Below are 13,549 nucleotides of genomic sequence, written 5' to 3'. Positions count from 1 at the left end.
GTCTAACTTAAACGATCTAGCTAATGAACATGCAGTGATTCGGGGGCGAACACCGTGTCATTGCTTCACATGATTGAAACATTGGGGGAATCGAGCATGAATCGAGGGTTTTTTAGCATTTTCCTCGGCGTGGCTGCTTTGCTGGCGATGCAGGCGGGCGATGAAGCGCAGGCGCAGGGCCAGCCGAAAGTGGCCTTGTATAAGCTTACGGATCCTACAGACTCCGGGATTGCCCTTCAGCTTCGTGAACAGTTACAAGTTGCTCTGGTGAACACCAAAAAATTTAGCGTTTTCTCCCGGGATTTTTCTTCAGCCGAAGAAGAAGCGCAACTCCGTCGTGCTGGAAAAACAACTCGCAATGCCAGCAATTCGAGCGTGCAGTTTGAAGCTGTCGATTATGCAATCGAAGGTTCGATCACTGCTGCATCGAGAACTGTTGAGGAAACACCAGGTATCGTTCTTTTTGGTTACGATCCCGGGCCATGTAGGACTGAGTCAGTATCAATCATTGTAAACATTACTGTAAGAGATGGCAATGGCCAGTTTCTTTACGCGACCCCGATCACGAAAAGCTACAAGAAAAGCTGCAAATTAGTTGACATGGCTGTTCTCACAAGTGAAGTTTCAAACGAGCTTGTTTTCAAGTTTGCAGCTGAAGTTTTCCCAATGAAGGTTATGGCAGTGCGGCCTGACGGTTCCATAGTTTTGAACTATGGTAGCGCGTTCCTTCCGATTGGCACTTATGTGAAGATATCTAGCCCTGCGACGGCGGGCGAATTTGGCGGCTTTGGCTCTGAACTTGGGCGCGCCCGTGTTTCGGAAGCTAACGCGGAAGCAGCACTCGCGAGGATGGAGGGGAAAAAACCGGTCGCGGTCCCCATCGGCTCGATTGCCCGGATCGATGAAAACCAAAAACGGTCATCGCGATAGCGGGCAAGAGTTGGATAGCCGGGGGCTTCGCCCGCATTGATGAACACCAGGGGCCCGCAGACAAATCGAAGGGATGTAGATCATGAGAATTTTTCTTCACCACGGCATCCTTGTGGCTGCTGCCATGTTAGGCACAACCGCCGCCGAGGCAGGGTCGCTGTCAGTCGGCAATTTCAAGGCGGAGGAAAGCTGCCGCTTTTACGTCACCGAGTGGGAGCGCGAGATTGCCGTTGCAACGGGTTCTTCAAGCGCATCAAGTGCGGTGGTTGCCAATCCCTATGGTGCGGCAGGCGCGCGGCGCTCCTCAAGCCAAGCCAGCAGTGCCTATCTGCGCGAATGGGGCACCGAACTGAACGAGATTTGCTCCCAGAACTTTCCACGTATCCGTTCCACCATGGCTTCGGCGCTGGCATCCTCCGGCTCGTTCAATCCGGGCGATGGCACATTTACCGTCAACGGGTTCCTGACTGACATTGGCTACGAAAGCACGTCCTATGGGTCTGCGAGTGTCGCCGAAGCAAATGGCTATATCCTTGCAAGCGTTACCTACCAAGTGAAAAACGCGAAGGGCAACGTTGTCTACGGTGGATCCTTTACCAAGCGGTTCAACACCGACACTGCGGTCGAAACCAGCCGTTCAACCTTCCAGAGCTCACAGTCAGGACGGACGGTCTTTTCGCAGCTTCAGGAACAAATTGGCTTTGCCGTCGCCCGTCAGGTTCTGTTTCATTTTGAGCCTTTACGGGTGACCGCAAACGACGGACGTTCGATCGCGCTCAATTACGGACCGCCGATCATCCCCATGGGCGCAGCGGTGCTGGTGTCAGGTGAACGCTCGATCGAACCGCGCCGACTAACGGTGATCAGTGCAACGCCTGGAAGAGCGATTGCGCAGAGCCGCGCCTTTGCCAACCTCTCCGACGTGCCAGTCGGTTCGGAAGTGTTTTTCGCCGAGCCGGAAGATGAATATTCGGAGACGTCCACAATCCCAAGCGTTCCGTTGCCGTAAGCTGGCTCGCTCGGTTGGGGATGCATCAAGTAACATCCACATAGACTCGTTTTGACAAAGCTTTTACCGATGCGTCATGGACACACTTGATATCGCTTTTGCCGAAGCCCGCCGTTTTCTCAATTCACTTGGCACACGGCCCGTCGCCTCGCGCGGGACGCCGGACGAGATGCGTTTGCCTTTGCCCGCGCAATTTCCCGCGCGCGGAATGCCTGCGAATGATGTGGTGCGCGCCATTGCGGCGGCTGCTGAACCCGGGCTGACGGGCAATGCGGGCGGACGCTTTTTTGCTTGGGTGAAAGGCGGCGCGCTCCCTTCTGCTTTGGCGGCGGACATTATGTGCTCGGCATGGGACCAAAACGCGGTACTTGCCTCCACTAGCCCCGCCGGCGCGGTTCTTGAGGAGGTCGCGGGCCGATTCCTGCTGGACGCTTTGCGGTTACCGGCGGATGCCAGCTACGCCTTTGTCACTGGCTGCCAGATGGCGCATGCGACGGCGCTGGCTGCTGCGCGGCACGGCGTTCTGGCGCAAAAGGGGTGGGATGTTGAGGCGAAGGGGCTTCAAGGCGCGCCTGCGATCCGCGTGCTCGCCAATGCCCACCACCATTCTTCGGTGACCAGAGCATTGCGCCTTTTGGGTTTAGGTAGCGATTGTATTGTGCCGCTGGATGGGGGCGGGCCCGGTTTGGTCGGGCCAGACGTTCTGCGCGCCGCGCTGGCCGAAACGCCCGATGCACCGACGATCGTCATTCTCAACGCGGGTGATCTCAACATTGGCGCGTGCGACGATTTTGCGACATTATGCCCAATTGCCCATGCGGCTGGCGCATGGGTGCATGTGGACGGCGCTTTTGGACTTTGGGCGAATGCCAGCCCACGTCTGTCCGCTTTGGTTGCCGGGGTAGAACTGGCCGACAGTTGGGCCACCGACGGGCATAAATGGCTGAACACGCCGTATGACTGTGGAATGGCGATCACGCGCCACACCAGTGCGCATATGGCTGCGATGCGTATGACCGCTGCCTATCTGACCAATGGCGGGCCGGTGCGCGACCCCATGGACTTTACGCCAGAATGGTCGCGCCGCGCCCGAGCCATTCCTGCCCTGGCGGCTTTGATGGAGCTTGGCCGTGACGGCCTTGCCGCGATGATTGAACGGTGCTGCGATCATGCCGCGGCCATTTATGATGGTATCTCAGAGCTTGAGGGTGCCACAGGCATCGCGCGTCCGACCATGAATCAGGGCTTATTGCGTTTCGATGCGAAAGACGGCGCAAATATCAGCGACGCCGTCATCGCGTCTATCAATGCCAGCGGCGAAGCCTTCCTAAGTGGCGGCAGTTGGAACGGAGAGCGGGTGATGCGGATCAGCGTGTGCGGTTGGAATACAAATGCGGATGATGTCGCACGCACGGTGGCAGCAGCACGTAACGCGCTATTGAGCATGCGCTAAAATCGCGTGCGCAAAACCGCGTTTGGCGATTATTTTACGCCGTAGTCCAAGCCTATGGACTTTCGGCAAATATGTGCGAATATTCAGCTATGAGCTTTACTGAGCATCCCTTGCGCCGCTGGGCCGTTGACGAAATGCGGTTGCGTCGTTTCGCCCCCGTTACCGCGCATAGCGACGTTTATCAGGTTGTGCGCCTCATCGAACAAGATGAACGTAATGCGGAGGATCGTTGGCTGATAAACGCGCGGCCCGAATTTGATGACTGGGCCCTCGCGCCACGGCATGGTTCGGGGCATACGCTCGGCGGCATTCACTTCCTGTGGGAACGCCACACCGAAGCCAGCACGTTAACGCTTATTTTTCCGCAAAAAACACCTGAACCCGTTCGTCATAATTATATTCAATGGTTGGAAAATTGGCCCGGGGGCGTTGTGCGCGCGACGCAAATACGCATTGTGCCCAGCGCAGAAAATATTGATGCGGAATTGTCCGCAATCGGCATTTCGACCGATGAAATGGTCTGTTGCGATATCAACGCAGGCATTCGGCTTTGGTCCGATTTCAGTATTCATGGCGACGGCTATGGCCGATTGCTCATCACCGCAGGTGATGTAGGAGAGGGCGAGCGTGGCCGCATCATTCAGCGGGTCCAAGAGCTGGGCAATTACCGCAACCTTGCCTTGCTTGGGTTCCCGGTGGTGCAGCAATATGGACCTCAGCTTGACCAGTTGGAGCATCGCTTGTCGGACCATGCCCGGCGCGTTGCCTCGGCAGATGAAGATGATGAAATCTTGCTCAATGATCTCGCGGCCATTTCGTCCGAGCTTGAACTTATTCGTTCGGCAACGGGTTTCCGGCTCAGTGCAACGGCAGCGTATGCCGAAGTCGCGGCGGACAGGCTTTCCGCGCTGGATGTCCAGCCGATATTGAATTTCCAAAGCCTTACCGATTTTACGGAACGACGGCTGGTCCCGGCATCGCGGACATGTTCCGTATTCCGGAAACGCCTGAGCGATATTGCCGAGCGCGTCTCTGGCGTCATGCACACGCTCGATGTACGCATTGACAGTCGAATAAAGGCACAGAACCTTGTTCTGATGCGGTCGATGGAGCGCTCAACGCAGCTTCAGTTTCGCCTGCAAACCTTGGTAGAAGGGTTGTCGGTTATTGCGGCTGCTTATTATCTCGTTGGGCTCATTGCCTATATGACAAAGGGCGTGGCCGCGACCAAAAGCGGGTCAATCAGCGAGATGTTTGTCGGCGCTGTGACCCTACCCATAGTGTTGCTGATTTACCTCTTGGTAAACCGCCTCAGGCACAAGGTGCTGATGGAAAGCGGCGCGGAAAATGAACGTACCGAAAAGCCCTGACATCACTGCATATTGGCCTTTTCATGAGGGTAGTTGTTGACTAAAGTTACAACGAAATTGCGGATGCAAGGCATTGGCTATGTGGCCAATAAAGACACGATGGGAGAATTTATGGTCAACACAAAAGCTAGAGCTGGCCTCGTGGCTTTATCGGTAATGCTTGCCGCATGCTCAGGTGGTTCGGAAGGCGAAACGGATACATCCGTACAGCCAGATGCATCTGCCCCAGCTGCACCTGCAGGGCCCCTTGCTGCAACTGACGTTAGCACGCTTGACGGCACCAGTTTTGCCAATTTCACTGGCAATGCCGCCAATGGCAAGATGGTATTCGCGGCATGCCGAACCTGCCATGTGACCGACGCTGGCGTGAACAAGATTGGCCCGTCCTTGCATAATATTATCGGACGCACGGCTGGAACAGTTCCAGGATTTACATATTCTGCGGCAAATGCGGGCGCCGGCTTCGTCTGGACCAAGGAAAAATTGTTCCAGTTTCTGGAAAAGCCACAGCGCGTCATTCCACAGACGAAGATGATCTACGCGGGTCTGCCAGATGCGCAAAAGCGTGCGGACCTAATCGCATATCTCGAAACGCCCAATTAGGGTCAGGACCTCATAAATCTAACCTTCGCGTGCTGAGGCCTTTTTATTGCCGCGCAAGTGGCGGTGGATATCGTCTGTGCACTAACGAGGGTGCGGTCTGCAATCTTTCGGTGCCGCGCCGGTTGAACCAAGCAGCGCTTCAGGCGTTACCTTTGTACAATGTACATAAGGAGACGCTTCATGAAGATAGACACACAAGACGCGCGGGCCGGAAAGACCGGCATGGGCGTGCGCTATGTTCTGGCAATATCATTGGTTCTTGCGGTGGTCGCTATGGTCGCCGTCTATTGGGGAGTCATGCAATGATGCCTATGCACAATAGGGCCGAGCGCGATCCCAAGCCTTACAGCCCGCCGAACGAAGTGCCAGGCACTAGTCCAGACGAAGTGTCCCCGGGTGATTTGGGCGATACCGATTATCCTGGGCGCATTCCCGATGAAACCCCATTGGAATCGCCCCCGTCGGAATTACGCTGCTGAAGAAAAAACGGGCTGTCAGCAATGAAGCGGACAGCCCGTTTTTCCTTAGAGATTAATAATAATGCCACCATCGGAATGCGACATCATTCTGACCTTCATTCATGATGCGGTCGCTCGCGTGAAAGATGGCGGGTCGCTGGCGGGGAAAGACGCATCCGACATCTCATCGACCTTGTTCCAATTCTTACCCGGATGATCACGCATAGAAGCCGCGCCGGCATGGCGGGTTTGGTCGAAATTCTCAGAATCGGTTTCATCATCGGCAAAGGCGGCCGAAAAATCATCTTTCCATTTGTCGGCCTTTGGCATCCATTGATCACGCGTCGCATATAGTCCTGCGCCTATCGCAACGCCGACGCCAATGACGGAGGCCACCGCGCCAAGCCATGATGGCACGGCATATGCAGACGAGCGGCTGCCTTGCGCTTTACGCGCCTGCATGGGCCTTGGGCTCGACTTCCCAGCGGGCTTCGCGCTGGCCCGGGCTGATCCGTTCGCACTTTTTGCGCTCCCATTAGCCATATTTTTTTTGGGGTTTACTGACTGCGTCATGTCATTCTCACTTTCGTCATTTTTCGAAGTTTAATTCTGCAAAGGTAACGACGAAGGGTGCGGCATGGTTCCTCTGAACAGCTGTCAAATTGCTCGGTTGAACGGGGATTAGGCAGTGGCCTAAGCAAAATCGGAACCAAATGGCCCGAGCGATGTTTTCCTTCGCACTCTGAAAGGGAGAAATAGCATGAACCTCATTATCATTCTGATTGTCGGTGGCATTTTGGGCTGGCTGGCCAGCATCGTGATGCGCACGGACGGACAGCAGGGCATTTTCTTGAACGTTATTGTTGGCATCGTAGGCGCCTTTTTGGCTGGCTTTGTCATCACTCCCCTGATCGGTGGCGCGCTAATCACCAGTGGCAATTTCGATCTCCGCTCGTTGGTCGCGTCATTTTTGGGTGCAGTCGTTCTGTTGGCGATCGTCAATATGTTCCGCCGCGGCAGTGTCCGCTAATCATTAACGCAGAGAAAAATTTATGAAAAAGTCGATTTTAATTCTCGTAGCATCTGTGTCTTTGGCGACACTTGGTGCCTGCGACTCTGGTGCAGAAAATGCACAAGAGCAAAAGGCCGACGCCGTCCGCGACAATGCTGAAGTGCAAGCTGACATCATGGAAGTTGAGGCTGATGCCATGGACACCAAGACAGATGGCAAGGACACAGCGGCTGAAACCGCCGTTGAAAATAAAGCTGAAGCCGTCCGCGAACAAGGAGACGCCACGGCCGATGCCATGGAAGATAATGCAGACGCACAGGACAAAAAATAGTCCCGTCTTTGTATGATAATCAGGGCGCGTCCGGAAACTGACGCGCCCTCTTTTGTGCCGAGCCTATGTCCTGACCCTAGGTCGTGACCCTAGCCAGCGGGAATTTCAGCACAACTTGCGTTCCGCTCCCTGTGCGACTTGATATCGACAATTCGCCGTCCACTTGGGTGGCAAAGCCGTGCATCAATTCGGTACCCATTTGCGCGGCTGCGTCGCTGACGACATATCCTTGCCCATTGTCCGAAATATCCAGAATGGCACGCGCGCCATCCAGATTGAACCGCAGGATTACTGCCCCATGCCTGCCCTTGGGGAATGCATGGCGAAAGGCGTTGGTGACCGCTTCCACCACGAACAATGTCAATGGTACAGCATATTCGATGGGCACCGGGAAACTCTCTGCCTGACAGGTCAACTGAACGTGAGTCATGGACCGGTTGGCACCGCGCAACTGCGCGCATAGCTCAGCCATCAGGTTATTGATCGGCACTTCGCCGCGTTCATAGCCATTATCTTGTTCGTACAAAAGCCGGTGGATAAGCGCCAAAGCGCTTATCCGCGCTAGGGTTTGCGCCAGCACTTCTTTTGCGGCGCCTTCGTGCGCACGGCCCAACTGTAATGTCAGTAGGCTGTTGATGATTTGCAGGTTGTTTTTGACTCGGTGGTGCACTTCACGGGTAAGCAGCGTTTTCGCCTCCAACGCATGCGTCAGGTCGGTATTACGGCGGTCAATGGCATCGGCCATGCTGTGTAAATCTGCGCTAAATGCAGCGATTTCTTCGGGCGCGCGGTCGAACTTGTGCCTGTCTGCGGTAAAGTCGCCTTGGGCGAAGCGCCCTGAAACGGCACGCAATTCGCGTAACCATATCAAGGCCAGACGGTGCGTTCCGACCCAGATGGCAAGCGATGCAAGCAATATGGAAATTATAGGCAGCAAAATGCTGATGCGCACTTGCGATACCGCTGCGGCCATTAACGTATCGCGTGGTTCGGCATAGACGACAAACAGGTCAGAACTGTAGAGCTTGTGCAGCGTGTAAATCCATAATGTGCCTTTGTTATCGCGGATCTCGACGGGTTGGTTCTGGCGCGCTGTGACGTCAGGCGTAAAGGGCAAGGGCCGGTCGCCACTTGCCACCTTCGCGCCGTCGCGAGTCACGATGGCTAATGCGCCCGCGCTGCGGCGCGCGGCTTGGCGCAACCCGTCGCGCAGATATTTGACGTCAATGGCCGCAGTGATTGTGCCGTCCGATTGACCATCGGCGGTGCGCAACGGTAAGATCAGGAACAACACGTCCCTTTGGGATATGAGCCCGAAAACGGGCGCTTTTGTAATGGTCATACCCTTTGCATTGACTCCGCGTCGCCACCAACCTTCGCGCGCAAAATTGACTGGCTTGGAAAGAGGAATGGCAGAGCAACGCACCGTGCCATCTGCTGCTGTTCGGGCGATATTGGTAACGGGCGGATAATTGCTTAAAGATATGCGCAGCGCCGTATCGCAATCGGCGGTCATGCGGACCACGTCCCTGTTCGTTGTGTGGGCCAGCAATAGATGCTGTGCAATTACGAAAGGGTCGCGTTGCCGTTCGGCGACTGCACGTGCCGTATCGCGCAACCGATCAAAGGCCAAATTTCGCGTATTTTTCATAGTCACGTTGCCTTGGATGAAGCTTACAACAGTCACAGGCAGCAAGGCGGCGAACACGATCAGAATAAGCCCGTTTCGCATTTTCATTGGTCGCAAAAACACCATTTAGCCAGTGGACCCATCAATGCAATTCTCACGGTTCGATGCCATTTCGGTGCCGCGAAGGGAATAAATATGGGTCCACGGCCTCCTCCCCAGCGGCAGGTAATGCACCGTCATATGCCTGGCGTCGGATTAGGGTGCTTGGCCAATGGGCCCCGAACCGACTTCGATCTGGCAGGCTTCTTCAACACGGCCTCATCGGGACCGTTAATCAACGCCGCCAATGCCACGCGGCCACGTGCTAGCCTGCTCTTGACGGTGCCGATGGCGCAGCCTGTAATCACCGCAGCCTCTTCATAACTGGCGCCGCCTGCGCCAACCAGCATCAGTATCTCGCGTTGTTCAGCAGGTAGCTTTCGCAACGCTTTTTCAACATCGGTCATGTGGATATGATGTTGCTGCGGCGGCGCCTCCACCAGCAGCCGTTCGGCGGCCTCGGGGTCCCAACTCGTCATCCGCGAATTTTTGCGCATCGTGGTGTAAAATTGATTACGCAATATCATAAACATCCACGCTCGGAAGTTGGTTCCCGGGGTGAAACTTGCATGCGCAGCCCATGCCCGCATCATAGCCTCTTGCGCAAGATCGTCCGCAAGTTCCCTATTGCCACATAGTCCGCGTGCAAAAGCGCGCAACGACGGGATAAGTGCAACCATCTGGGCTCGAAAATCATCCGATGCATCGCGCCGTTCAGAGATGGGGCGCGTTTCCACAGGCAAGGCGCTCACGACAATTTCTTGGAGGCCGCTATTTTGGCATCAATTTGGTCCAGAAGATCCAGAAAATCGTCGGGGACAGGTTCATTGGCGATGCTGTCATGCATCTGGCGTAAGGCTGCAGTGAGGGAATCAAATTCCGGGTCCATTGCCTCCCCCGCGTGCCTTTTGCCTTTATTATTACCCAATTGACCCCCTCCATCATTCCAGACGCCCTGCAAAATGTCGGACCCGGGATGACCATATTCTGTCGTTATGCCCATGGCTCAATACCATAATTCAGGCAGGCGAAGATTTTTATCATAGGCGATTAAGCCGCCAAAGATGATATTGTTCCATCCGACGGGAACAAAATTGCAGTTCGAACGTTTTAGTTTCGCTAGCAAAGGGAGCAACTATGTCATTCAGACAGCAACTGGCATCACAATTGCCATATCTTAGGCGTTACGCAAGGGCATTGACTGGGTCACAGTCACTGGGCGATGCGGCTGTACGCGAAACATTGGAAGCGTTATTGGAAGCGCCTGAAGAATGGGATGAAAATGCCCCAGCCAAAACCGAGTTGTTCAGGACATTTCACCGGATCTGGAAAAGCGAAATGATTGCACCACTCGAATCGCGCGGTCGCAGCGGTGTGATTGCGCATTTTCCAGTCAAGCGCCGACAAAGTTTGCTGCTGGCCACGGTTGAAGGATTTACGGTCGACGATGTGGCCGTGATTTTGGGCATGGGCCAAGACGATGTGCACGAACATGTTCAGGCTGCACGCAGCGCGATCGAAGATGCGCTATCTGCGCGCGTGCTCATCATTGAAGATGAATCGATCATCGCGCTGCACATTAAGCAAATCGTGCAAAGCCTCGGCCATGAGACAATTGCCATTGTCCGCACCCGGGCAGAAGCTGTGGCTAAAGCGCGGGACGAAAGGCCAGATCTTATATTGGCCGACATCAGTCTGGCCGACGGATCGAGCGGCATCGATGCTGTGAAGGATATATTGGCTGAACAAACGGTGCCCGTGATCTTCATTACAGCCTTTCCGGAACGCCTGCTTACGGGCGAACGTCCCGAACCGACCTATCTTATCACTAAGCCTTTTGAACCGGAAACTGTGATAGCCACCATTGGCCAAGCTTTGCTGATGCACCGGGATGCCGACATAAACTCAAAAGCGGCATGATTTTTGGGAACAATGTCGGGAAACTCCAGTTTGCTTTTCGAAACGATGTTTTAAGGTCAGCAAATGGGTAAAAACAAATGTTGACCAGCTGGTCGCCTCCCCTTTCTAGACCAGCTTCTTAGCACCCCGGCCTAACCGTCGGGGTGCTTTGTTTTGTTCTTCGATTGCCGATCGTTCCGGGTCAACCAGATGGCAACAACAGCTTTGGATCAATACGCGCGCTGTTCCATTTCATGCCCCAGTGTAAATGCGGCCCACTTGCTCTGCCTGTGGCCCCGACGCGGCCAATGACCTGGCCTTGCCGCACAACGTCGCCTTGTTTGACCAGCAATTCGGACGCGTGCAAAAACGCACTGTTCAAACCCATGCCATGGTCAATCATCAGCAAATGGCCTTCCAAGGTGAAGGCATCATTGGCGCCAAGGGTGACGACGCCGTCGGCGGGCGCGACGAAATCCTCGCCTCGGGCAGCGGCGATGTCCATGCCATTATGATAGCTGCCCGGCATGCCGTTATAAATGCGTTGCGCGCCAAATAGACCCGATATGCGGCCTGATACGGGGCGGATGAAACTTTGCCGCCAGCCTTCACTAGCGCTGCGGACGGCGCGTGCGGACGCAATCTGTGCAAGCTCTGCGCTGCGCCGTGCCTGAAATTCGACGGAGCTTGTCGCGCCGCCGGTGATGTTCGCAGCAACATGTTCGATGCGCCAATTGCCCAAGGCGACGGCGATCTTGCGCTCCATCTTGCTGCCATCAGCCAGCATAGCGACCAACCGTGCCTGCATCGGTGCGTCACGGTCAAAACCGATCAGGAAGAAGCCGTCCGGACTAAGCTCTAACGCCACATCGTCTAAAAAAACGCTGCGTGTCCCTTTAGGCGCGCGGCCGATGAGCAAGCCACCTTGAACAGCAGCGCCGGACATCCAGAATGCGGCTGGGGGGTTTTGGGAAGGAAGCTGTGGCTGCGCGGAAACTGGAGGCACCGCACAGGCGAGACCGAGGAAGGCCGTGATGTTTGCGCGCAAAACCCGGCTGGTGCGCATCAAATGTTCAGCCCTTGGCCAATGCTGCGCGGGTGGATGCCTCTGCGCTCACATATGGCTCCTGCTTGACAACGCTCCAGTAACGCAGCTCCTCCAAGGCAATCGCTTGGCCAGTCACCGCGCATATGACATGGTCGCCTGCGGTGAGTATACGGAAGCTATTGGCCATATAATGCAGGCGGGCGACTTTGTTTTTCGAAGACATTAGCATGGCGGCATTATGGCGCATCGATGCGCAATGGGCAATGCGTCGCGTCAGCCGTCGAACAGATTGCCTTGATTAACCGTCGGCTGCGCTGGTTTGGGTGTCGCAGATCGCGGCGGCGCAGAGCCATTGATGACGCTGCCGACTGCACCATCGACGAACCGCAGGGTCACGTCGCCCGCCGTCACGGCAGCCGCCCGCGACATAATCGTTTTGCCCTCTGCATCTGTCACACGGGCAAAGCCGCGTTTTAGCGGGGCCTCGGGGTGCAGGCTGTCGGCTAGGCGGGTAAGCCCATCCAGCCGTTGCTGGCCTTGTTCGATACGGCGGGTCAAAAGGCGGGGGTGCAGCATCATCGCTGGCCCCGAATAAGCGATCTCCGCCTTGCCGACGCGCGTGCGCAGAGACTGGCGCAGGCGTTCGGCAAGGTCATCTGTGCGCTGCTGATGCGGTGCGGCAAGGTCGGACAGGCGTGGCATCAGCCGCCGTTGCGCCTCAAGCCGTTCCGCCGCCAGGTCCACATGCTTGCGTACATTGTTTGCCATGCGCAGACCCAATTGCCCGACGCGTTGCAACAGGTCGCTGCGCACCGGAACCGCGATTTCGGCGGCAGCGGTCGGCGTAGGCGCGCGCAGATCAGCGGCAAAGTCGCACAAGGTGGTATCGGTTTCATGCCCGACTGCAGAGATAATCGGTATCGCACAATTGGCGACCGCGCGGACCACGGCTTCATCGTTAAAAGCCCATAGGTCCTCAATCGACCCGCCACCGCGCGCGACAATCACAAGGTCGGGGCGCGTGGCCGGGCCATCTTGCGGCATCGCGGAAAATCCGTTCACTGCCCGCGCTATTTGGGCCGCCGATCCTTCGCCTTGTACCAATACCGGCCAGACGATGACATGCGTTGGGAAGCGGTCGGCCAATCTGTGCAAAATGTCTCGAATGACGGCGCCTGTGGGCGATGTAACCACGCCGATAGTGCGGGGAAGCGACGGCAGCTTTTTCTTACGTTCGGGCGCAAATAGCCCTTCGGCCGCAAGACGGGCTTTCAGCTTTTCAAACAAAAGCATCATCGCGCCTTCGCCAGCCACCTCAAGGCTATCGACAATGATTTGATAATTGGAACGACCCGCATATGTGGTGAGCTTGCCCGTGGCGACGACTTCAAGCCCATCCTCCGGCGCGAAGGGCAGGCGCGCCGCGCCGCCTTTCCACATTACAGCATCAAGCCGTGCATTATCATCTTTCAGGCAAAAATAGATATGCCCCGACGCCGCGCGCTTAAAGCCGGAAATCTCCCCCCGCACGCGGACATGGCCGAACCTATCCTCAACCGTGCGTTTCAGGGCAAGCGACAGTTCCGACACGCTCATCGCCTGGGCATTGTCGCCGGGCCGCTCCTCGGCTAACAGGCGAGCGACTTGCGGGTCGGCAGTTTCAAAGGGGTCATTTGCGGACATGAATATCTTGCTCATCGGTTCGGG

16 protein-coding genes are annotated in these 13,549 nt (G+C 56.0%); 9 read left to right on the top strand and 7 right to left on the bottom strand.

Going from position 1 to position 13,549, the window contains the following annotated elements:
* Nucleotides 1–69 precede the first annotated feature (69 nt).
* The 6 genes from Q0O07_RS08335 to Q0O07_RS08310 all read left to right on the top strand — a co-directional run bounded on the left by Q0O07_RS08335 (nucleotide 70) and on the right by Q0O07_RS08310 (nucleotide 5,671).
* On the top strand, nucleotides 70–930 hold the full coding sequence (locus tag Q0O07_RS08335) for a CsgG/HfaB family protein (RefSeq protein ID WP_295492441.1): 861 nt from the start codon (nucleotides 70–72) through the stop codon (nucleotides 928–930).
* 82 nt (nucleotides 931–1,012) lie between these two features.
* Nucleotides 1,013–1,939, top strand: a complete 927-nt coding sequence (locus tag Q0O07_RS08330; RefSeq protein ID WP_295492439.1) for a hypothetical protein — start codon at nucleotides 1,013–1,015, stop codon at nucleotides 1,937–1,939.
* A gap of 76 nt (nucleotides 1,940–2,015) precedes the next feature.
* A complete protein-coding gene (locus Q0O07_RS08325) occupies nucleotides 2,016–3,392 on the top strand; it encodes a pyridoxal-dependent decarboxylase (protein ID WP_295492437.1) in 1,377 nt (458 codons plus the stop codon).
* Between the two features lie 89 nt (nucleotides 3,393–3,481).
* Nucleotides 3,482–4,762 (top strand): DUF3422 domain-containing protein, encoded by a 1,281-nt coding sequence (locus Q0O07_RS08320; protein ID WP_295492435.1) that lies wholly within the window; start codon nucleotides 3,482–3,484, stop codon nucleotides 4,760–4,762.
* Between the two features lie 36 nt (nucleotides 4,763–4,798).
* Nucleotides 4,799–5,365 carry a cytochrome c family protein gene (locus Q0O07_RS08315; protein ID WP_295492433.1) on the top strand — a complete coding sequence of 189 codons (567 nt, stop codon included), beginning with the start codon at nucleotides 4,799–4,801 and terminating at the stop codon, nucleotides 5,363–5,365.
* Nucleotides 5,366–5,545: 180 nt separating this feature from the next.
* Nucleotides 5,546–5,671 (top strand): hypothetical protein, encoded by a 126-nt coding sequence (locus Q0O07_RS08310; RefSeq protein ID WP_295492431.1) that lies wholly within the window; start codon nucleotides 5,546–5,548, stop codon nucleotides 5,669–5,671.
* A 272-nt stretch (nucleotides 5,672–5,943) separates the two neighbouring features.
* On the opposite strand, the gene Q0O07_RS08305 is transcribed toward Q0O07_RS08310, so the two are convergent.
* Nucleotides 5,944–6,285 (bottom strand): hypothetical protein, encoded by a 342-nt coding sequence (locus tag Q0O07_RS08305; RefSeq protein WP_295492429.1) that lies wholly within the window; start codon nucleotides 6,283–6,285, stop codon nucleotides 5,944–5,946.
* Nucleotides 6,286–6,583: 298 nt separating this feature from the next.
* Between Q0O07_RS08305 and Q0O07_RS08300 the strand changes: the two genes are divergently transcribed.
* A complete protein-coding gene (locus tag Q0O07_RS08300; protein ID WP_295492427.1) occupies nucleotides 6,584–6,853 on the top strand; it encodes a GlsB/YeaQ/YmgE family stress response membrane protein in 270 nt (89 codons plus the stop codon).
* A 22-nt stretch (nucleotides 6,854–6,875) separates the two neighbouring features.
* Nucleotides 6,876–7,166, top strand: coding sequence for a hypothetical protein (locus Q0O07_RS08295; RefSeq protein WP_295492425.1), 291 nt, complete (start codon nucleotides 6,876–6,878; stop codon nucleotides 7,164–7,166).
* Nucleotides 7,167–7,242: 76 nt separating this feature from the next.
* Here Q0O07_RS08295 and Q0O07_RS08290 read toward each other — a convergent pair whose 3' ends face one another.
* From Q0O07_RS08290 to Q0O07_RS08280, 3 genes are all read right to left on the bottom strand, one after another.
* Nucleotides 7,243–8,817, bottom strand: coding sequence for a histidine kinase dimerization/phosphoacceptor domain -containing protein (locus Q0O07_RS08290; protein ID WP_295492423.1), 1,575 nt, complete (start codon nucleotides 8,815–8,817; stop codon nucleotides 7,243–7,245).
* 215 nt (nucleotides 8,818–9,032) lie between these two features.
* Nucleotides 9,033–9,647 (bottom strand): sigma-70 family RNA polymerase sigma factor, encoded by a 615-nt coding sequence (locus Q0O07_RS08285; protein WP_295492421.1) that lies wholly within the window; start codon nucleotides 9,645–9,647, stop codon nucleotides 9,033–9,035.
* The gene (locus Q0O07_RS08280; RefSeq protein WP_295492419.1) at nucleotides 9,644–9,898 is read right to left on the bottom strand and encodes a NepR family anti-sigma factor; all 255 of its coding nucleotides are present in this window, start codon (nucleotides 9,896–9,898) and stop codon (nucleotides 9,644–9,646) included. Before Q0O07_RS08280 ends, Q0O07_RS08285 begins: the two co-directional genes overlap by 4 nt.
* Nucleotides 9,899–10,032: 134 nt before the next feature.
* On the opposite strand from Q0O07_RS08280, the gene Q0O07_RS08275 reads away from it, so the two are divergent.
* Entirely contained in the window at nucleotides 10,033–10,815 is a 783-nt protein-coding gene (locus Q0O07_RS08275) for a response regulator (RefSeq protein WP_295492417.1), read from the top strand.
* A gap of 181 nt (nucleotides 10,816–10,996) precedes the next feature.
* On the opposite strand, the gene Q0O07_RS08270 is transcribed toward Q0O07_RS08275, so the two are convergent.
* Genes Q0O07_RS08270 through xseA form a run of 3 tightly spaced genes read right to left on the bottom strand, consistent with a single transcriptional unit; the run spans nucleotide 10,997 to nucleotide 13,540 of the window.
* On the bottom strand, nucleotides 10,997–11,860 hold the full coding sequence (locus Q0O07_RS08270; protein ID WP_295492414.1) for a M23 family metallopeptidase: 864 nt from the start codon (nucleotides 11,858–11,860) through the stop codon (nucleotides 10,997–10,999).
* Nucleotides 11,861–11,867: 7 nt separating this feature from the next.
* On the bottom strand, nucleotides 11,868–12,071 hold the full coding sequence (locus Q0O07_RS08265) for a DUF2093 domain-containing protein (protein WP_295492412.1): 204 nt from the start codon (nucleotides 12,069–12,071) through the stop codon (nucleotides 11,868–11,870).
* Between the two features lie 44 nt (nucleotides 12,072–12,115).
* The gene (gene xseA, locus Q0O07_RS08260) at nucleotides 12,116–13,540 is read right to left on the bottom strand and encodes an exodeoxyribonuclease VII large subunit (RefSeq protein ID WP_295492534.1); all 1,425 of its coding nucleotides are present in this window, start codon (nucleotides 13,538–13,540) and stop codon (nucleotides 12,116–12,118) included.
* Nucleotides 13,541–13,549 lie beyond the last annotated feature (9 nt).

The sequence above is a fragment of the Sphingorhabdus sp. EL138 genome (genome assembly GCF_945890115.1).
GTDB lineage: Bacteria > Pseudomonadota > Alphaproteobacteria > Sphingomonadales > Sphingomonadaceae > Sphingorhabdus_B.
Note: the sequence above shows the minus strand (reverse complement) of the source record. Positions and strands in the feature narration are given on the sequence as shown.